At 50.7% G+C, this 17,082-nt stretch carries 20 protein-coding genes; 14 read left to right on the top strand and 6 right to left on the bottom strand.

All coding sequences use genetic code 11. The features are described 5' to 3' along the window. Window positions 1-9: 9 nt before the first annotated feature. The 11 genes from ACSYSY_RS01530 to ACSYSY_RS01580 all read left to right on the top strand — a co-directional run bounded on the left by ACSYSY_RS01530 (window position 10) and on the right by ACSYSY_RS01580 (window position 6,617). A complete protein-coding gene (locus tag ACSYSY_RS01530; RefSeq protein WP_491707583.1) occupies window positions 10-813 on the top strand; it encodes a hypothetical protein in 804 nt (267 codons plus the stop codon). After that, window positions 810-1,295: a hypothetical protein gene (locus tag ACSYSY_RS01535; RefSeq protein WP_491707584.1), complete on the top strand. Its 486-nt coding sequence runs from the start codon at window positions 810-812 to the stop codon at window positions 1,293-1,295. Before ACSYSY_RS01530 ends, ACSYSY_RS01535 begins: the two co-directional genes overlap by 4 nt. Window positions 1,296-1,522: 227 nt before the next feature. Further along, window positions 1,523-2,131 carry a hypothetical protein gene (locus ACSYSY_RS01540; RefSeq protein ID WP_491707585.1) on the top strand — a complete coding sequence of 203 codons (609 nt, stop codon included), beginning with the start codon at window positions 1,523-1,525 and terminating at the stop codon, window positions 2,129-2,131. Next, complete coding sequence (locus tag ACSYSY_RS01545) at window positions 2,131-2,613, top strand: hypothetical protein (RefSeq protein WP_491707586.1); 483 nt, start codon at window positions 2,131-2,133, stop codon at window positions 2,611-2,613. The genes ACSYSY_RS01540 and ACSYSY_RS01545 overlap by 1 nt, the downstream gene beginning before the upstream one ends. Window positions 2,614-2,850: 237 nt before the next feature. Further along, complete coding sequence (locus ACSYSY_RS01550) at window positions 2,851-3,078, top strand: type II toxin-antitoxin system RelB/DinJ family antitoxin (protein ID WP_491708194.1); 228 nt, start codon at window positions 2,851-2,853, stop codon at window positions 3,076-3,078. A 57-nt stretch (window positions 3,079-3,135) separates the two neighbouring features. Further along, window positions 3,136-3,624, top strand: a complete 489-nt coding sequence (locus ACSYSY_RS01555) for a hypothetical protein (RefSeq protein WP_491707587.1) — start codon at window positions 3,136-3,138, stop codon at window positions 3,622-3,624. A 251-nt stretch (window positions 3,625-3,875) separates the two neighbouring features. Beyond that, window positions 3,876-4,082 carry a type II toxin-antitoxin system RelB/DinJ family antitoxin gene (locus tag ACSYSY_RS01560; RefSeq protein WP_491707588.1) on the top strand — a complete coding sequence of 69 codons (207 nt, stop codon included), beginning with the start codon at window positions 3,876-3,878 and terminating at the stop codon, window positions 4,080-4,082. A gap of 120 nt (window positions 4,083-4,202) precedes the next feature. Then, entirely contained in the window at window positions 4,203-4,688 is a 486-nt protein-coding gene (locus tag ACSYSY_RS01565; protein WP_491707589.1) for a hypothetical protein, read from the top strand. A 168-nt stretch (window positions 4,689-4,856) separates the two neighbouring features. Next, on the top strand, window positions 4,857-5,336 hold the full coding sequence (locus ACSYSY_RS01570; RefSeq protein WP_491707590.1) for a hypothetical protein: 480 nt from the start codon (window positions 4,857-4,859) through the stop codon (window positions 5,334-5,336). Window positions 5,337-5,488: 152 nt separating this feature from the next. Next, on the top strand, window positions 5,489-5,977 hold the full coding sequence (locus ACSYSY_RS01575) for a hypothetical protein (protein WP_491707591.1): 489 nt from the start codon (window positions 5,489-5,491) through the stop codon (window positions 5,975-5,977). 154 nt (window positions 5,978-6,131) lie between these two features. Then, window positions 6,132-6,617, top strand: a complete 486-nt coding sequence (locus tag ACSYSY_RS01580) for a hypothetical protein (protein ID WP_491707592.1) — start codon at window positions 6,132-6,134, stop codon at window positions 6,615-6,617. Between the two features lie 93 nt (window positions 6,618-6,710). Here the strand turns inward: ACSYSY_RS01580 and ACSYSY_RS01585 are convergent, their stop codons facing one another. The 4 genes from ACSYSY_RS01585 to ACSYSY_RS01600 are packed head-to-tail and all read right to left on the bottom strand — an operon-like array spanning window position 6,711 to window position 10,445. Further along, window positions 6,711-7,112 carry a hypothetical protein gene (locus ACSYSY_RS01585; protein ID WP_491707593.1) on the bottom strand — a complete coding sequence of 134 codons (402 nt, stop codon included), beginning with the start codon at window positions 7,110-7,112 and terminating at the stop codon, window positions 6,711-6,713. Beyond that, on the bottom strand, window positions 7,109-8,140 hold the full coding sequence (locus ACSYSY_RS01590; protein WP_491707594.1) for an AAA family ATPase: 1,032 nt from the start codon (window positions 8,138-8,140) through the stop codon (window positions 7,109-7,111). The genes ACSYSY_RS01585 and ACSYSY_RS01590 overlap by 4 nt, the downstream gene beginning before the upstream one ends. A gap of 32 nt (window positions 8,141-8,172) precedes the next feature. Next, on the bottom strand, window positions 8,173-10,137 hold the full coding sequence (locus ACSYSY_RS01595; RefSeq protein ID WP_491707595.1) for a transposase domain-containing protein: 1,965 nt from the start codon (window positions 10,135-10,137) through the stop codon (window positions 8,173-8,175). Then, a complete protein-coding gene (locus tag ACSYSY_RS01600; protein WP_491707596.1) occupies window positions 10,134-10,445 on the bottom strand; it encodes a helix-turn-helix domain-containing protein in 312 nt (103 codons plus the stop codon). Before ACSYSY_RS01600 ends, ACSYSY_RS01595 begins: the two co-directional genes overlap by 4 nt. Before the next feature lie 727 nt (window positions 10,446-11,172). Here ACSYSY_RS01600 and ACSYSY_RS01605 point away from each other — a divergent pair. Then, window positions 11,173-12,264: a S24 family peptidase gene (locus tag ACSYSY_RS01605; protein ID WP_491707597.1), complete on the top strand. Its 1,092-nt coding sequence runs from the start codon at window positions 11,173-11,175 to the stop codon at window positions 12,262-12,264. 1,047 nt (window positions 12,265-13,311) lie between these two features. Here ACSYSY_RS01605 and cysE read toward each other — a convergent pair. After that, the gene (gene cysE / locus ACSYSY_RS01610; protein ID WP_491707598.1) at window positions 13,312-14,085 is read right to left on the bottom strand and encodes a serine O-acetyltransferase; all 774 of its coding nucleotides are present in this window, start codon (window positions 14,083-14,085) and stop codon (window positions 13,312-13,314) included. A 9-nt stretch (window positions 14,086-14,094) separates the two neighbouring features. Beyond that, window positions 14,095-15,309 carry an FAD-dependent monooxygenase gene (locus ACSYSY_RS01615; protein WP_491707599.1) on the bottom strand — a complete coding sequence of 405 codons (1,215 nt, stop codon included), beginning with the start codon at window positions 15,307-15,309 and terminating at the stop codon, window positions 14,095-14,097. Window positions 15,310-15,461: 152 nt separating this feature from the next. On the opposite strand from ACSYSY_RS01615, the gene ACSYSY_RS01620 reads away from it, so the two are divergent. Both ACSYSY_RS01620 and ACSYSY_RS01625 read left to right on the top strand, forming a co-directional pair. Next, window positions 15,462-15,800: a P-II family nitrogen regulator gene (locus tag ACSYSY_RS01620; protein ID WP_491707600.1), complete on the top strand. Its 339-nt coding sequence runs from the start codon at window positions 15,462-15,464 to the stop codon at window positions 15,798-15,800. Beyond that, a complete protein-coding gene (locus tag ACSYSY_RS01625) occupies window positions 15,800-17,071 on the top strand; it encodes an ammonium transporter (protein ID WP_491707601.1) in 1,272 nt (423 codons plus the stop codon). Before ACSYSY_RS01620 ends, ACSYSY_RS01625 begins: the two co-directional genes overlap by 1 nt. The last annotated feature ends 11 nt before the right edge of the window (window positions 17,072-17,082 follow it).

Here is a 17,082-nt window from a genome sequence, read left to right on the forward strand (position 1 = left end):
ATGGCGGGTATGAAGTATCGATGGTATCGCAATAAATGCTCTAATAGTCTGATGCTCTATTGTGGCATCGCTCTCTTCTCAGGCCTCGCCCTTGATAAAGCACAGGCCGGGGACGATCCCACAGGCATCCAGACCACAGACGTTAGTAATATTAAAACAGCCGGGAATACGGCTACTCAATTAGAGCAGCAAATTGAGAATGCACTTGGCCTTGGTAAAGACACCATTAAAGAATTAACGTCGGGCATAGACGATGCCTTGAAAACCGTCCAGGATGTTCAGGATTCTATCGCTGCTTTCAAGAAGCTTGATCCCTCTTCCAAATCCTTTATCAAAGACCTCCGAGGGGATCTCACAAAAGCCTATAACATCCCTAAAGATGGCATCAGTGCGGCTGCCGAAGTGGAAAAAATGTTCAATGGTGGTAGTTCTGGCTCATCCGGCTCTTCTGGTTCCGCGTCTTTAACCTCTGATAAGGCTAATCGCGATACTAATGACTCTATGAAAAAAATACAGTCAATTGAAATTGTTAAAAAACAAAATGATGATTTAAATAACAAAATCGAAGTACAAGATGAAGAACTGGCTTCACTTGGGAATGATAGTTTAGCCGCTACATTACAATTTATGGCGACTCAAAATAGTATTCTTCAGCATCAAAAGGCTGCTGATATAAGGCTTCAACAGATTGAATCTGATATTCAGGAAGAAAAAAGACTCAGGGAGTTGGAGCTGGAGAATCAACGCGCCGAAGATAATCTAAATGCTCTTAAGGGTGCGCAGACTTTAATCAATACGGAAGCAACAAAATGAAAAAATCCCTCTTAGCCCTTTGCTTAGGTGTTTCGTTGCCTTGTGTAGCTATGGCCCAGCTTGTTCCTATTATTGACCCGCAGTGGAGAGCCACTCAATTACAGATGAAAAAAGAAGCCCATCAAAAATGTGATAAGCTTGGTATTGTACAACGTCAAAATTGCCACACCAATCTTAGAAAGGCCTATAGAGCAAAAGGAGTTGTTGAAGGGACGGAGCAATTTATCCGCAAAAAATATGGTTCCCTATCTGTGACGCAATTAAGAGATGTGATCACGCAAATGAACCATAAATATGCGGGCCATGTTCGTTATGTCATGGTTGGAGATGCTGACGGTGGGCCAGAGCCTGGGGAGATCACACATGATATCCTTGTCGATGATGTGACTTACCTTAATGTATTAATCGATGAAAAAGGCGGGGAACAGAACCCGATTGATACGATCTTTGGTCGGAAGACGGTTCATCATCACTATGAATAGAAAGGTGCTCTGATGCCAAAGGCGGGCCGTGGGAGAGTGTCCGCCTTTTCTTTGTCTAACGAATTCTCACCCAGGGGCCCTCTGTAAACAGTCCCTCCAAACAGAGCCCCCATAAGACCAAAGACACTTAAGCTGCGCATCCCTGCTATCTGGATTACGCCTCAGGAACAGCTTAATGCGCAGCCTTATCCCTAATGACAGGCACTGTCAGCCCTATCTGAAAAATTGTGAAAGAAATGCCAGAAGGCGCCATTAAAAACTTAACGTCAGGCATAGATGATGCTCTGAAAACCGTCCAGGATGTTCAGGATTCCATCGATGCCTTCAAGAAGCTCGATCCCTCTTCCAAGTCCTTTATAAAAGACCTCCGGGCAGATCTCACAAAAGCCTATAACATCCCCAAAGATGGCGTCAGCGCTGAAGCGAAATTGCAAAACATCTTTGACGGAGGAGGTTCCACCTCTTCTAGTTCCTCTGCTTCCAAGTCCTCGACCTCCGATAAGGCTAATCGCGATACTGATAATCTTATGAAAAAGATGCAGGCGACTGAAGCGATTCAAAAACAAAATGATAAACTAGATAAAGAAATTGAAAAACAGGAAGAACAAATCGCTTCACTCGGAGATAATAGTTTGAGTGCTACATTACAATTGATTGCGACTCAAAATAGTATTCTTCAACATCAAAAGTCTGCTGACATAAAGCTTCAAAAAATTGAAGCTGATGTTCAGCAAGAAAAAAGAATCAGAGAGTTGGAGCTGGAAAATCAACGAGCTGAAGCCGATCTTCAGAGCTCTCAGAATCTTCAGAATTTCAGTAATACAGGAACACAATAATGAAAAAGTCCCTCTTAGCCCTTTGTCTGGGTGTTTCCTTGCCTTGTGTAGCCATGGCTCAGCTGACGCCCATTATTGATCCGCAATGGAGATCAGACGATTTAAAAATGCGGAAAGAGCAGAAAAATTGTCGTCGTCTTGGTATTATAAAATCACAAGACTGTGTTGTGAAAGTTTATAATCAGTATGTGGCAAAGGGAATGGTCCCAGGAACACAAGCATATATTCGCAAAAATTATAGTTCTATGTCGGTGACACAATTAGAAGATGTCGAAAAACAGATGAATCGCAAATATGCCGGCCGTGTTCGATACAAGACTGATGGAGATATTGATGGCGGTCCCGAACCTGGCGAAATTACCCATGATATTCTCGTTGGTAATGTTACCTGGTTACATAAATTAATGGATGAAAAAGGTGGCGAGCAGGATCCGATCGATACGATCTTCGGCAGAAAGACGAAACATGTTCATTATGAATAAAAGGGCGTTCTGACGCCAAAGGCGGGCCGTGGGAGAGGGTCTGCCTTTTCTTTGTCTAACGAATTCTCACCCAGGGGCCCTCTGTAAACAGTCCCTCCAAACAGAGCCCCCATAAGACCAAAGACACTTAAGCTGCGCATCCCTGCTATCTGGATTACGCCTCAGGAACAGCTTAATGCGCAGCCTTATCCCTAACGACAGGTACTGTCAGCCCTATCTGAAAAAACTGTGAAAGAAATGCCAGAAGGCGCCATTATCCGCGCCCGAATTTCGAAGGATGTGAAAGAAAAAGCCATAAATGTGCTCAGACATATGGGCCTGACCAGCTCGGAGCTCATCCGCCAGACCTTCCGCCACGTCGCCCAACAAGGCACCCTCCCTTTCGACGTCTCTCACACTTCCTCCCGTGAGGAGGCGAAGGAAGACAAAATCGCCAAAGAGTGCGCTGGAAAATCAACGAGCTGAAGCCGATCTTCAGAGCTCTCAGAATCTTCAGAATTTCAGTAATACAGGAACACAATAATGAAAAAATCCCTCTTAGCCCTTTGTCTGGGTGTTTCCTTGCCTTGTGTAGCCATGGCTCAGCTTGTCCCGGTGATCGACCCTCAGTGGAGGGCCACTGAATTACAGATGAAAAAGGAAGATCACCAGAAATGCGATAAGGTAAAGAATATAGTAAAGTCTCAAATCTGCTCCAGAAATCTTAGAAAGGCCTATAGAGAAAGAGGCGTCGTTGAGGGGACGGAAGAATTTATCCGCAAAAAATATGGTTCCCTGTCTGTGACGCAATTAAGAGATGTGATCACGCAAATGGACCATAAATATGCAGGCCATGTTCGTTATGTCTCGGTGGGAGATATAGATGGCGGGCCAGAGCCTGGCGAAATCACACATGATATTGCTACCGATGATGTGACGTACCTTAACCTATTAATAGACGAAAAAGGCGGAGAACAAAACCCGCTCGACACGTTGTTTGGCAAAAAGACCGTTCATCATCGCTATGAGTAGGAAGGTGCTCTGACATCATAGGCGGGCAGTGTGAGAGTGTCCGCCTTTTCTTTGTCTAACGAATTCTCCCTAAGGGTTCCTCTGTAAACAGTCCCTCCAAACAGAGCCCCCATAAGACCAAAGATACGTAAGCTGCGCATCCCTGCTATCTGGATTACGCCTCAGGAACAGCTTAATGCGCAGCCTTATCCCTAATGACAGGCACTGTCAGCCCTATCTGAAAAAACTGTGAAAGAAATGCCAGAAGACAAATGCCTGAAGACACCATTATCCGCGCCCGAATTTCGAAGGACGTGAAAGAAAAGGCCACGCATGTGCTCAGACATATGGGCCTGACCAGCTCCGAGCTGATCCGTCAAACCTTCCGCCACGTCGCCCAACAAGGCACCCTCCCTTTCGACGTCTCTCACACTTCCTCCCGTGAGGAAGTGAAGGAAAGCAAAAGCTCCAAAGAGTGAGCGATCTCTCATCACGTATTTACGTTTCCTTAATAAAGACGCAATGTCTCTTTAAATAACCGCCCAGTATGTTCTGTCTCTTAACCGACACGTTCCAGAACGTCCATATGGAGCACCCTAATGAAAAAATCCCTCTTAGCCCTCTGCCTCGGCGTTTCTCTACCCTGTGTAGCCATGGCTCAACTTGTCCCGGTCATCGACCCTCAGTGGAGGGCCACTGAATTACAGATGAAAAAGGAAGATCATCAAAAATGCGATAAGCTTGGTATAGTACAGTCTCAAATCTGTTCCAGAAATCTTAGAAATTCCTATAAATCACGAGGATTGATTCCGGGTACAGAAGAATATATCCGTAAAAATTACAGTTCCATGTCTGTGACACAATTAAGAGATACTATAAATCAGCTGAACCATAAATATGCCGGTAAGGTTCGTTATGTGCATATTGCAGACGTCAGAGGTGGCCCGGAGCCAGGCGAGATTACACATGATATGCTTGTCCAGGATGTCAGTAATCTGAGTCAGTTAATCGACGAAAAAGGTGGCGAGCAGGATCCGATCGATACGATCTTTGGCAAAAAAACAGTTCATCATCGCTATGAATAACAAGGCGGTTTCGATGTCAGGGCGCCGTGGAAATAACCTCTCTCGATCATTACCTCTGACCCCATAATTTACGCTTCCTTAATAAAGACGCAATGTCTCTTTAAATAAGGTCCAGCATGTTTTGTCTCTTAATCGGCGCGTTCCAGAACTTTCCAATGGAGCACCCTAATGAAAAAGTCCTTCTTAGCCCTCTGCCTGGGCGTTTCCTTACCCTGCGTCGCACTGGCCCAATTGACGCCGGTTATCGATCCGCAATGGAGACCGATTGATTTAAAGATGAGGCAGGATCAAAAGAACTGTGACCGTTTGAATATCGTAAGAGCACAAAATTGTACCGTGGAAGTCCGACAAAAATATATCTCGAAAGGCGTCGTGCCTGGCACAGAAGAATATATTCGCAAAAAATATGGCTCCATGTCTGTGTCACAGTTGGAAGATGTCGAAAAGCAGATGAATCACAAATATACGGGCCATGTGCGTTACGTCGATAATATAAGCTCCACGAAACCAGAGCCTGGCGAAATCACGAATCATATGGTTGAGGAAAATGCCCGCTATCTTAACCAGTTAATTGATGAAAAAGGCGGCCGGCAGGACCCGCTGGACACAATGTTTGGCAAAAAAACAAAACATTACCGCTTTGAATAACCGAACGGTTCTAACGCCAAAGGCGGGGCGTGGGAATCTCTCACCACGCATTTACGCTTCCTTAATAAAGACGCAATGTCTCTTTAAATAACCGCCCAGCATGTTCTGTCTCTTAACCGGCACGTCCCAGAACGTCCCAATGGAGCACCCTAATGAAAAAATCCCTCTTAGCCCTCTGCCTTGGCGTTTCCTTGCCGTGTGTAGCCATGGCTCAACTTGTCCCGGTTATAGATCCTGAGTGGAAAGCTGAGGCTTTAAAGATAAAGCAGGAAAAAAATAGATGCAATCATAGTGGTCTTGGTATCGTACAAGCACAAAAATGTGCATCAAATGTAGATAACAAATACACTGACAAAGGTGTTGAACCGGGCACTGAACAATATATTCGCAAAAAATATGGGTCTTTGTCTGTGAAGCAATTAAGAGACGTGATCACGCAAATGAACCGTAAATATGCAGGGCATGTCCGTTATGTTTCGATTGGAGATGTAGATGGCGGCCCAGAGCCTGGCGAAATTACCCATGATATTCTTGTCGATAACGTTACGTTTCTCAACCAGTTAATCGATGAAAAAGGCGGGGAGCAAAAGCCACTTGATACGCTCTTTGGCAAAAAGACCGTTCATTATCGCTATGAATAACCGAACGGTTCTGACGTCAGAGGGGGGCGTGGGAATCTCTCACCACGCATTTACGCTTCCTTAATAAAGACGCAATGTCTCTTTAAATAAGGTCCTAGCATGTTCTGTCTCTTAACCGGCACGTTCCAGAACGTCCCAATGGAGCACCACCCTAATGAAAAAGTCCCTCTTAGCCCTCTGCCTCGGCGTTTCCTTACCCTGCGTCGCACTGGCCCAATTGACGCCGGTTATCGATCCTGAGTGGAAAGCCGTGGATTTGAAGATGAAGCAGGAAGACAAGCAAAAATGTAGCCATATGAATGTTATAAAAGAACAAAGATGTAGTATGAAACTATATAGTGAATATACGGCGAAGGGCGTTATTCCAGGGACGGAAGAATATATCCGCAAGAACTATGGTTCACTGTCAGTGACGCAACTACGTGACGTTATAACGCAAATGGACCATAAATATGCCGGGAAGGTTCGTTTTGTCGAGGTTGGAGATATGGGTGGCGGCCCAGAACCTGGCGAAATCACCCATGATATTCTCGTCGGTAATGTGACCTTCCTTCACAAATTAATCGACGAAAAAGGTGGAGAGCAGGACCCGCTGGACACAATATATGGCCAAAAAACAAAGCATTATCGCTTCCAATAACAGCGCGCTTTGACCTCAGAGGGGGCAGGTTGTAAGAGCTCCCCTCCAAAAAAGGGGCACCCTTCCGGCACCCCTTTCTCTGATAGGCCCTCCTTACGCGCTGCCTCGGCCGATCTCTTCGCGTTGTCGGGCGCGGTGGGCGGCGCGGAGGAAGCGGAATTTTCGGTGGGGCCAGAAGGTTTGGCGCGCATCCTGCCGGAAGAGTTCGGATAGGGCCGGGGGCTGGGCCTCCCTTTGCAGCTGGCGGCAGAGATCGGGCAGGGAGAGTGTGCGGGGCAATGTTTCGAGATAGAACACCAGAATGCTCCAGAGCCTGCAATGATGCGGCAGGCCCCGTACCTCCTGCTGGGAGATCAGGGCGTCCCTTAAAATGCCGACCGTGCCGAGGGCCGGGCTGACATTGCTCAGCGCCTCGATGATCTCCGTGCGCGTCAGGGCCACATCTTCGGACAGGGCGAGGATATGGGAGAGGCGTTCGGTCAGGACATGGCTCATGACCGCGCTCCCATCTCGTGTGTTGTCACGCTCCGGGAGGGAGCCATATGCGGCAGAAGGGTGGGTTTGCGCTGGTTCCACCCCGCCTCGATATCGGAGCGGAGCAGGGCGCTGCGTTTCTCATTTCCGGCAATATAAAAGGCGAATTTCAGCGTTTTATCGAGCTCCCTCAACCCCCCTTCACGCAGGGCGATCCAGCGCAATAGCGGCTCCAGCTCGGCATTTTCCACCTCCCAGGCGGTGAGAAGCTGCTCAATATCGGCACTTGTCGGCTTTTTGCGGGATTTCCACATCCCCACCCGGCTGAAAATCTGGGCATTGGCGGCCTGCTGCTCCATCCCTTCAATCCGGCCCCGTAACGGTTCATTGCCGATCCAGGCCATCCCGATCCCGGCCTGATCGTTGAGCGAGCGGAGCTGGTCGAGCGCCTCGGTCGTGAGGTGCTGGGCCTCGTCAATAATCAGCAGCCCCGCCGTGTTTTTCAGCCGCCCGATCAGAGCACGCACCAGCCCGGGGCCGGATTTTACCGGCGCGTCCACCGCTTCGGCAATCTCGTGAAGCAGGGCGCGCGGGGTGCGCAAGGCAGGATCGGCCGTGATGAGCCAGGCATTGGGGTGCGTCTGGCAATAATGCTCGGCACTCCAGGTTTTCGACGTGCCAGGAGCGCCCGTCACCACCCCGATATCATGGGCCAGCTGGGCATATTCAAAGACCTGCAACCAGCGCCGCGACGAAGGCAGCATGAGAAAGCCGGGCGCCTCCTTCTGCGCAGCGCTGATCTGGTGGCGGGCACTATGGCTCTCCACCCAGCTTTGCGCCTGACGGGCTATTTTCTCATTATTGCCCTCATAAAGCCCGTTGAGAAACTGGCTCAAAGTGGATTTGGGAATACCGGATTCACGGCTGATCTGCGCCAGGCTTAGAGGTTCCCCCCCGGTGACGCCCTGAGCGCCTTCCTGAAGGGCCTTGATCTTGGCAATCAGGGCAGCATGATCCGCCCCGCTCTGCGGGTGTGTGTCATCATTCATGTCATTACTCGTTTCGCTTGCGTTTCGTACGGTCAGCCCTGATGGCGGATGAAATTGAGGATGCTTACCGTTCCCTGATCCTCATCCTCTTCCCCGCAATTCTGGATCCTGGCACTCTCTGACGGCTCTTTGGGCGTAACAGCGACCGGACCCGGGCGGAAAGGCGTCACTAGTTTCTGTTGCGTAATGTTCACGTTTGTATCATTCCGATCTGGTAATAATTTTGCCAGATCGGAGACTGCCAGAGCGCGTTCCGCCTCAAGCTGCATTTTTGCGGCCTTGAGGAGCTGCTTTTCTGCGCGTTTTTTCTCCGCAGCGGCGGCGAGATTGTCAAAACCCGTTTTCTCAATCACATCCGCATCGCCCAGAAAGGCGCCCGCGGGATTATAGACATGGATCGGCTCATGCAACATTTTGGGGTCGAAACGAATAATGAGATGCTCGCCCCGATGCTCGCGCAGAAAGGCCGCCCAATAGCGGTTTCCCATAAAGCGGAAGGAGCCATCCTGGCGGTTGACGGTGATGTTATCGGCCGCCCGCAACCAGAGATGGCGCTGCTGGGGTGTGGGTTTGCGCACCGCCACATGCGCCAGGCTTTCCTCAAAGACCTGGCGGAAGGATTTAAAGCCGCGGCAAATCGCGTTCTGGCGGCCGGGTCGGTCGTTATATTCCTCAATTCCGGCGGCAATCACGCTCAGGAATTTTTCGATCGGGATCGCCTTTTCCCCGTAATTGCTGGGCTTGTTGAGCGGGTCTTTGCCGGTATAGGCGCCTGCCAATTCCGGGTGGCGGGCCAGATCACTCGCCAGATCGCCAAAGGCGCGCTCAATGGGTTTGGACTGCCCGCTATAAGGCGTGACGAAAACCGTCTCAATGCCCAGAATGGTCATCACACCGGCCGCATCGCCCTCGCGCACCTTGAAACGAAAGCGCGTTTTCGCCCCGCCCGTCATGCGCTTGGAGGCAAAAGCCCGCCCATTATCAAGGTACGCGCGCGAGGGAATGCCGTATTTTTCCACCATATCACCCAGAGCCAGCTGGATCGCATCGGTGTTTTCAGAACGGTCCACCCGCCAGCTCAAAATCATGTTGGAATAGATATCCTGCCACGCCACCATAAGCGGCCGCCCGATCGTGCCGTCAGGCCACTGAACGCGCACGTCCCATAAATGCCCATCCGCATTGACTGCCTGCATGGCATGAAAGCAGCTCTTATCTCGTTCCTGAGCCGGAATAAGTTTCCTCACTGCTTCCCGCCCTTCGCGTGCCAGGGTCACCACCTCGATCGGCAATTCGGCCAGCCAGCGTGAGAAGGTCTTGCGCGAGGGGATGATCCATCCATTGCGCTCCGAGGCCGTTTTCAGGCGGCGGTAACAGGCGGCGAGGGTCGGTTTTTCCGGCCGGAGCCAGTCGGTTTTGAGGAAGGACCATGCCTCTTCCGAGCAGTGATAACGCGGGGCTTTCGGCCCGGTTTTCTGCGGGGTGAGATAGGCCAGCCAATGCTCCCGCGGCAAGGGGCGCACATTCTGGCGCCACCTCATGACGCTGGCGCGGCTGGTCTTATATTCGCATTTCAGGGCGGCAACGGCTTCCTCAACTCTCCATCCCGCGCGGCGCAGATGCTCGAGCGAAAGCAGGATCTGCAAAGCCCGCATCCCGGCGCGTTTCTGGTTTTCACTCGCCTCCTGATAGGCCGCCCAGATCGCAGCGTGCCCCGTAGCAGCGGCGGTGGCGCGGGCTTTTTCCTCTTCTGTCTGCGCGGTGGCATCTTCGGCCACCAGCCGGCGGACCCATTCAAGCTGGGCCAATTTCGGCATAAGCAGGTAGGAATATTCAACGCCGCCGCCCAGTCCCTTATGGGGCCGCCAATAAATGCCTTCCCATTCCGGCCGCGCCCAGCGGTTTTTCTCTGCCCGGACCTGAAGCGGCACACGCGTCGGCAAGGTCGGCAGGTTCATCGCCACAATTTCAGGGATGGTTGCAAATTCCTGTATCATGGCTCCATCTCCGTCCGGCGGCAGAATTTGGAGGGAATTTCCTTGAATTTCCGCGGGGAGGGGGAACGTTTGACCGGCGTTCCATCTTCATTGAAGCGTTGGTCACCCCACACCACAAAAGGCGATTTTCCCAGAAGCTCGGCAATAATGCGCTCAAGATTAATAGAATAGCCCGAAACGCGAATAGCCGAGCTGATCGCATTTTTGTTAAAGCCCAGCTTTTCAGAAATAGCCGTCAATGGCCCGTATGTTTTGCGCAGGGCTCCCTTGATGTCTTCGATATCCATTCCGTTTTTGCAATAGTTCATAAATGTAAATCCGTCTTGTGGGAGAAGGGCTCTCCCGTCTTTTCAACCACTGAAACGCGTTATTATTTTCAGATTTACACCGCGTTTCTGTCCTCATAATAGGTACAGGTTTACAAAAAACAATGTATAACGCGAACAAAAAACCTTAATTTTTTGTAATGTTTACATTTGTGTAAATATTATGTCTCAACATTACTTTCCATAATAAAACCATAAATCATATTTATACCAATTTTAAAGGTTATTTATTGGCGTAAAAACGCTTTATTAAGGAAACGATACCCGTCTTGTCTTGATGGCTTGTTGTTTTGATTCCGGTCGTGTGTCTCTTCATTCTGTCTGGACATTCTTCCAAGCAGAACCGGCCGTAATCGCCCTTATTAAGCGTAAACACTACGCTTAATTACACGTTGTGACTTGAGGAGGAGAGTATAGAGACAGGAAAATGGATCTATCATTTTGGCGCTTCTTTTATCGCTTCAATAATTCATTTGTTTTTGTTATAATAAAGAGGCGTAAATCTAGATAAGTATGAGGGTAAGGCCTCCCTTTTTCTTCAACCACAGCAGGAACGCGTTATGACTTCCAGATTTACACCGCGTTTCCACGCCATATAATATGCGCGAGTTTACAAAACTTACTCATAACGCGAACAGACATCTTTACGTTTCTCACTGATGTTCCCGTTGCGTGTGTTTTTTGCGGAAGAGTGCGTATTTGAGGGACTATGTCAGCAGAATCACTTTTACCGGCAAGCAGACTTGTTTACGAAAAAAAGAAGTCCGTGCAAGACCGGTGCACGCGCCTCGCAAAGGCGATCCAGTTCGGGGGCGGAAATAGCCATGTTGCCAAGGCAACCGGCATCCCCAAACCAACACTCAGCACCTATGCTTCAGGCAGGGACATGAAAGCCAGCGCCGCCGTGGCTATTTCCGCTGCCTGCGGCGTGTCGCTCGAGTGGCTTCTGAGCGGAGAGGGCTCCATGTCGGGGGCCGATAAACGCCATGGCAGAAAGCCCGAAGGCGAGCTCACCGCTGCGGAAAAGGAGGAGGAGCTTGCCGAAGCGCGGAAAAAGCCCGCCCTTCAGGCCAGGGCGCGCCGGCTGAAATTCGCCATCCAGAGAGGGGGCGGCATCGCCGTCATCAGCAACCGGACCGCGATCCCGCCCCGAATGCTCGAGCATTATATGGAGGGAGGGGAGCCGCCCCTCAGGGAGCTCGCCGAACTTGCCGAGGCGTGCAACGTCACGCTGGACTGGCTCGTGCGCGGGGTGGAGCGCAAGGGCGCGCTGCCTCACAGCTTTTCTGATTCCTCCAGCGGGGCCCTCCGCCCTCCCGGCCCAATGAACGCACTGCCCACCGAGGGTGCGGGGGAGGTGATGATGGCGGTTCCCTATTTCCAGACAGAAGCCGCTGCTGGGGCTGCCATTGTGTCAGATGACTGGAAAAAAGCGCGGAAAATCCCCTTTTCCAGAAGTTTCATCGCCTCCCTTCTGGGCTCAGATCCAGAGGGTATTCTGTTCATGCAGGCCCGCGGCGATGATAGTATGCACCCCACAATCCGCCCACAGGATGTGCTGATCGTCACCTGCAGTGACCACACCATCCGCCCGGGGGTCTATCTCATGACTGTTGGCGATATGATCCTGATCCGGCGATTGGGGATCAAAACCACACAACTCTTTGAAATTGTGAGCGATAATAAAGAATATAGCGGCTTCGAAGTCCCCATAGACTCCGTCACCTGGGACAAAGACAGCAAAGAGGGCTCCATCAGATTGCTCGGCAAAATCACAGGCTCGATCCACCTCGATCACTAACCCCGCATCAGGACGGCGTCTTTGGGGCGGCCGTCCTGATCCCTCTGTACTAACGTGACAGCCTCTCTACGAAGGCCGGAAACGCTGGGAATTCTCACGTTTATTGAGCCTACCCTCGGAAACCTCTCTATCCCAGTAGCACTCATGACGCCCCTCAGCGCTCTCCGTCAGGCTCCTTCATAGAAGCCATTTCGAGGTAGGAAACGGCCCGGAATTCCTACCTTTTTGAGGCCTACCCTTAGAAACTTTTACTCCGTCGACAGGCCTGACGCCTCCCAGAGGTCCCCTTCAGCCCCGCTCGCGGAAGCCTTGTCCTGAGCGAGAAACGCGCGGAATTCCCACTTTTTTAAGGCCTATCTTCAGAAACGTTCTATCCCAGATGCACTCATGATAAGCCCCAGAGTTCTTCTTCAGGCCCCTCTTGCAGAACCCCTTTTCTGTGCAGGAAATGCCTGGATTCCCCATTTTAAAGCTCACATTCGGAAATGCTCTGGTCTCATTAGCGATCATAATAAGCCTCGGATATTCCTTCCTAAGCCCCGTCCCAGAGGCTCTCTGTGTCAGAAAAGCGCCGTATCTCCTCGTTTTTTCAGACACTCTTCAGAAATGCTCTATCCCGACAAGAACCATAACGAGTCCCAAAAATTTTCTCTGGTTCTCCCCTGAATCCTTGCCCGAATCAGATTTACCCAAAGAAGTCACGAAGAGACACGCACCGGAATGTCTCTCTCAGGCCTCACCTAAGCCCAGACACAACCTTGCTACTCCTTGTTCCGAGTCGCCCCCAGAAATTAAAGCCCAACCCTCAAACCAGACCACAAACTGACCACCCCCAAGGCTCAAACAAATTTGAACCAAGCCGCAACCCCTTCTGGACTCCCCAAAGAAGTCTCAAAAACCCGCCTCGAAAAGCCACCCGTCACACACAAAAAATCCCAAAAACCCCCAAAAACCCCTCACCCGAATCCAAAAAAATAAGCTTATGATCAATGAGGGTAAGTTATAAGAGGGATCTGTTTACGTTTGTGAACAGCAGGTTGTTCGCGTTTATGTAGAAGGCGACTCCAGACGGACGATTCGGGCTGGATTCCCGACGGCCGTCGCATAGGCTGGAATGTCTTCCAGAACGACAGAGGCAGCACCGATTCGGGCATAAGCACCAATTTCGAGTCGCCCAAGGACTTTGGCACCGGCGCCAATCATGGCACCATATCGGACAATTGGGTGGCGCTCGCCCTCATTTTTCCCAGTTCCACCGAGGGTCACATCCTGAAAAAGGGAAACATTATCTTCAATGATAGAGGTCTCTCCGATCACGATTCCTGTGCCGTGATCGATTGTTAATCCTTTCCCGATTCGGGCAGCGGGATGAATATCGATACTGAACTGCTCATTAATCCGGCTTTGTATATGATAAGCCAGAGGACGCCTGCCCTTTTCCCATAAAAAATGGCTGATGCGGTAGGCTTGCAGGGCCTGCCATCCCTTAAAAAACAAGAAAGGCGTTACAAGGTCAGTGCAGGCGGGGTCACGCTCAAAAGTCGCGAGGATATCTTCCTGAGCGGCTTCAGCAATCGTGATATCCTCTTCGATCGATTTCGCGACCAGACGTGTCAGGGTGCTTTCTGTTATAGAGCGATCTGCCAGTTTTGCACCGAGCAGGGAGGCAAGAGCGGACGGGAAGTCGCTATGGTCACAGATATTAATGGCATAAAGATCGCTGATAAGCGGGTCAGGACAGCCGCATGCCTGAGATTGAACCTGCGCCCAGAATTGGGCCAGAGTGGGTGAGTTTTGGGGAGAGCAATGACTGTGACGCATGGAATGACGTTATAACCCCATAGCCTGTTTGACAAAGGATTGTCTGAGTCGAGGACTCCGCTTCAGGAACCGTAAACCACTCTGTCGGATAAATTGTAAAAACGGTTTATTATTGCTGAAAAGTCGTTCCATCAAGTCGCATCCGGCCAGCATGGCCAGATTATGAGGGCGTGTCTGCTGTTGATATTCTGCTAAAAGAGCGGCCTCTCCGAGGTCGCGTCTGCTTTGGAAGGCTTCACAGAGCAAAGGGGCGAGGATGCGAACATCCTTAAAGCCCAGATTCATGCCTTGCCCTGCTACAGGATGCAGCCCGTGCGCGGCATCTCCTATAAGGAGCAGCCGATGGTTGATATAGCGATGGGCATATTGGGACGCGAGGGGATACAGCCATTTCCGGCCAATAATTTCAAGCTCTCCCAACTCTTCACCAGCCAGACGGGCGGAAATATTTTCAACAAAAACATCGTCAGGAAGATTTCTGAAATGTTCGATCCGGTCAGGTCGGTCAGTCCATACAACGGCTGAGCGATGGGAGTGAGCATCTGTAGGAGGGAGAGGGAGACGGGCGAACGGTCCCTGAGGCAGAAAATTTTCCAGAGCACTGCCATTATGCGGGCGTGTATGGGCAAGCACTGTTACAAGAGCTGATTTATTGTAAGGGATCACTGTCAGCCCAATTCCGGCCTGCTGGCGCAGTTTGGAACGGCGACCATCAGCAGCAATCACCAGACTCGCCCTTACGATTTCCCCTGTTTCCAATGTGATAGAGACATGGTCGGGAGAAAAGGAAAACTGCCCTGTCATGGGAGAGCATAGTCTGAGAGCCGAGGTCTGGGTCTGCATGGTGATACCAATGGCAGCCAATAACGTGCTGGCTTCAACCATCCAACCAAAAGGCTGATGTTCCGGGGAATCATCGGGGGTAAAGCTCAAGGTCACTTCAGGAGAACGCCGGGGGAAAGAACCGTCACCATCAGCGACATTGATGAGTCTGATAGCCTCTGGCGCTGTGGGCAGATTCTGCCAGATACCGGCTTCTTCCAAAAGGGGTCTGGAACCTTCTGTCAGAGCGTATGTGCGCCCATCGAGAGAGGGACCGGCATTGGTGGCTAGGCTCTGTTTTTCCAGCAATAGAACGCGCATTCCCGCCTGAAGAAGCAAACAGGCAAGTGTGCTGCCGACAGGTCCGGCTCCATTAATGCAGACATCATAATGCTGTGTCATGACTACGCCCCTTTAGTGTCTCTTCCTCCTAGCCCGGCTTTATAAGAAAAGAAAGTCTTGCTCATATCGTTGCGATAGTGATACGTTTTTCGAAGGCAGGAAAATTTGCCAGGAAATAGATTTCCGAGGCCATTATCAAGGGGTTTTTTACTATGAAACTGGTTACGGCAATTATAAAGCCATTCAAGCTTGATGACGTGCGCGAGGCACTCACGCAACTGGGAATTCAGGGGCTGACAGTTTCAGAGGTAAGGGGATTTGGGCGCCAAAAAGGCCAGACAGAGATTTATCGAGGCGCTGAGTATCATATAAATTTCATAGCAAAAATTAAGATTGAAATTGCCGTTCGGGAAGACATTGTCCCTGAAGTGGTTGAGGCGATTATGCAGGCGGCCCGTACGGGCCGTATTGGTGATGGTAAGATTATGGTGACCCCATTAGAGCAGATTATCAGAATACGCACCGGCGAGAGCGGGGAAGGGGCACTGTAATGCAGCCGATTAATACAGGTGATACCGCCTGGATGCTAACCAGTACCGCCTTTGTAATCATGATGACGGTTCCTGGTATCGCTCTTTTTTATGCAGGAATGGTCCGCAGGAAGAATGTGCTCTCGACAATGGCGCAGTCATTTGCGGTTTGTTGCCTGGCGTCTCTTGTCTGGATGGTTTGTGGGTATAGTCTGGCTTTTACACCTGGTACCAGCTGGATTGGCGATACGTCCCGCTTTTTTCTCAATGGAATTGTCGATCATTTTCACCATGGGGTTGATAGTGCCTTCACGCTGGGGGCAGGAACGCCCGCCGCTACGCCCATGACGATCCCGGAAAGTGTATTTCTGACGTTTCAGATGAGTTTTTCAATTATTGCCCCCGCGATCATAACAGGAGCCTTCGCTGAGAGAATCAAGTTTTCAGCTATGTGCCTGTTTATGATTTTATGGGGCCTGCTGGTTTATGTGCCCGTAGCCCATTGGGTCTGGAGCCCGAATGGCTGGGTTGCAGCGCTTGGAGCTGTGGATTTTGCCGGGGGAACGGTTGTTCATATCAATGCCGGGATCGCAGGGTTGGTTTGTGCTCTGATGATTGGCAAGCGCACAGGGTACAGGCGGGAAGATATGTCACCTCATAATCTGGCTTATGCCATTATTGGGGCTGCCCTGCTATGGATAGGATGGTTCGGCTTTAACGCAGGTTCCGCTTTCGGCGCAAATGGGCGTGCCGGCATGGCGATGTTAACAACGCAGATTGCGACAGCCGCAGGTGCCGTGGCCTGGATGGCGATGGAATGGATTTATACCAAAAAGCCAACAGCTCTGGGAATTATCTCAGGCGCTGTTTCGGGACTTGTGGGGATTACGCCGGCAGCCGGGTTTGTTCTGCCAATCGGGGCGGTTATCATTGGTCTGATTTCCGGTGTGATCTGTTTTGGCTCTGTCAGTGTTGTAAAACGAAAACTCGGCTATGATGACAGCCTCGACGCTTTCGGGATTCATGGTGTGGGGGGCATTGTCGGGGCCTTACTGACAGGCATATTGGCTTATGGCCCTCTGTCGGCGACTGATCTCTCTCCCGAAGGGACGGTTGGCAGTTTTTCTCAGCTTTTAAAACAGGCAGAGGCAGTGGGTGTGACGGTCGTCTGGTGCGCTCTTGTCACAGCCATTATTGTTTTTGTTCTGGACCGTACGATCGGGATGCGCGTCAGTCGCGATGAAGAGCTTGAAGGGCTGGATATGACTCAGCATGGAGAGCGGTTGAATTAAAAAAGAGAGAG

Source organism: Aristophania sp. ESL1100, from assembly GCF_058511235.1.

Bases quoted from the DNA above. Each gene is read 5' to 3' on its own strand.
- ACSYSY_RS01600 (WP_491707596.1), bottom strand. From the start codon at position 10,445: ATGAACTATTGCAAAAACGGAATGGATATCGAAGACATCAAGGGAGCC.
- ACSYSY_RS01585 (WP_491707593.1), bottom strand. From the start codon at position 7,112: ATGAGCCATGTCCTGACCGAACGCCTCTCCCATATCCTCGCCCTGTCC.
- ACSYSY_RS01580 (WP_491707592.1), top strand. From the start codon at position 6,132: ATGAAAAAGTCCCTCTTAGCCCTCTGCCTCGGCGTTTCCTTACCCTGC.
- ACSYSY_RS01560 (WP_491707588.1), top strand. From the start codon at position 3,876: ATGCCTGAAGACACCATTATCCGCGCCCGAATTTCGAAGGACGTGAAA.
- ACSYSY_RS01565 (WP_491707589.1), top strand. From the start codon at position 4,203: ATGAAAAAATCCCTCTTAGCCCTCTGCCTCGGCGTTTCTCTACCCTGT.
- ACSYSY_RS01590 (WP_491707594.1), bottom strand. From the start codon at position 8,140: ATGAATGATGACACACACCCGCAGAGCGGGGCGGATCATGCTGCCCTG.
- ACSYSY_RS01575 (WP_491707591.1), top strand. From the start codon at position 5,489: ATGAAAAAATCCCTCTTAGCCCTCTGCCTTGGCGTTTCCTTGCCGTGT.
- ACSYSY_RS01615 (WP_491707599.1), bottom strand. From the start codon at position 15,309: ATGACACAGCATTATGATGTCTGCATTAATGGAGCCGGACCTGTCGGC.
- ACSYSY_RS01595 (WP_491707595.1), bottom strand. From the start codon at position 10,137: ATGATACAGGAATTTGCAACCATCCCTGAAATTGTGGCGATGAACCTG.
- cysE (WP_491707598.1), bottom strand. From the start codon at position 14,085: ATGCGTCACAGTCATTGCTCTCCCCAAAACTCACCCACTCTGGCCCAA.
- ACSYSY_RS01535 (WP_491707584.1), top strand. From the start codon at position 810: ATGAAAAAATCCCTCTTAGCCCTTTGCTTAGGTGTTTCGTTGCCTTGT.
- ACSYSY_RS01605 (WP_491707597.1), top strand. From the start codon at position 11,173: ATGTCAGCAGAATCACTTTTACCGGCAAGCAGACTTGTTTACGAAAAA.
- ACSYSY_RS01545 (WP_491707586.1), top strand. From the start codon at position 2,131: ATGAAAAAGTCCCTCTTAGCCCTTTGTCTGGGTGTTTCCTTGCCTTGT.
- ACSYSY_RS01625 (WP_491707601.1), top strand. From the start codon at position 15,800: ATGCAGCCGATTAATACAGGTGATACCGCCTGGATGCTAACCAGTACC.
- ACSYSY_RS01530 (WP_491707583.1), top strand. From the start codon at position 10: ATGAAGTATCGATGGTATCGCAATAAATGCTCTAATAGTCTGATGCTC.
- ACSYSY_RS01620 (WP_491707600.1), top strand. From the start codon at position 15,462: ATGAAACTGGTTACGGCAATTATAAAGCCATTCAAGCTTGATGACGTG.
- ACSYSY_RS01550 (WP_491708194.1), top strand. From the start codon at position 2,851: ATGCCAGAAGGCGCCATTATCCGCGCCCGAATTTCGAAGGATGTGAAA.
- ACSYSY_RS01570 (WP_491707590.1), top strand. From the start codon at position 4,857: ATGAAAAAGTCCTTCTTAGCCCTCTGCCTGGGCGTTTCCTTACCCTGC.
- ACSYSY_RS01555 (WP_491707587.1), top strand. From the start codon at position 3,136: ATGAAAAAATCCCTCTTAGCCCTTTGTCTGGGTGTTTCCTTGCCTTGT.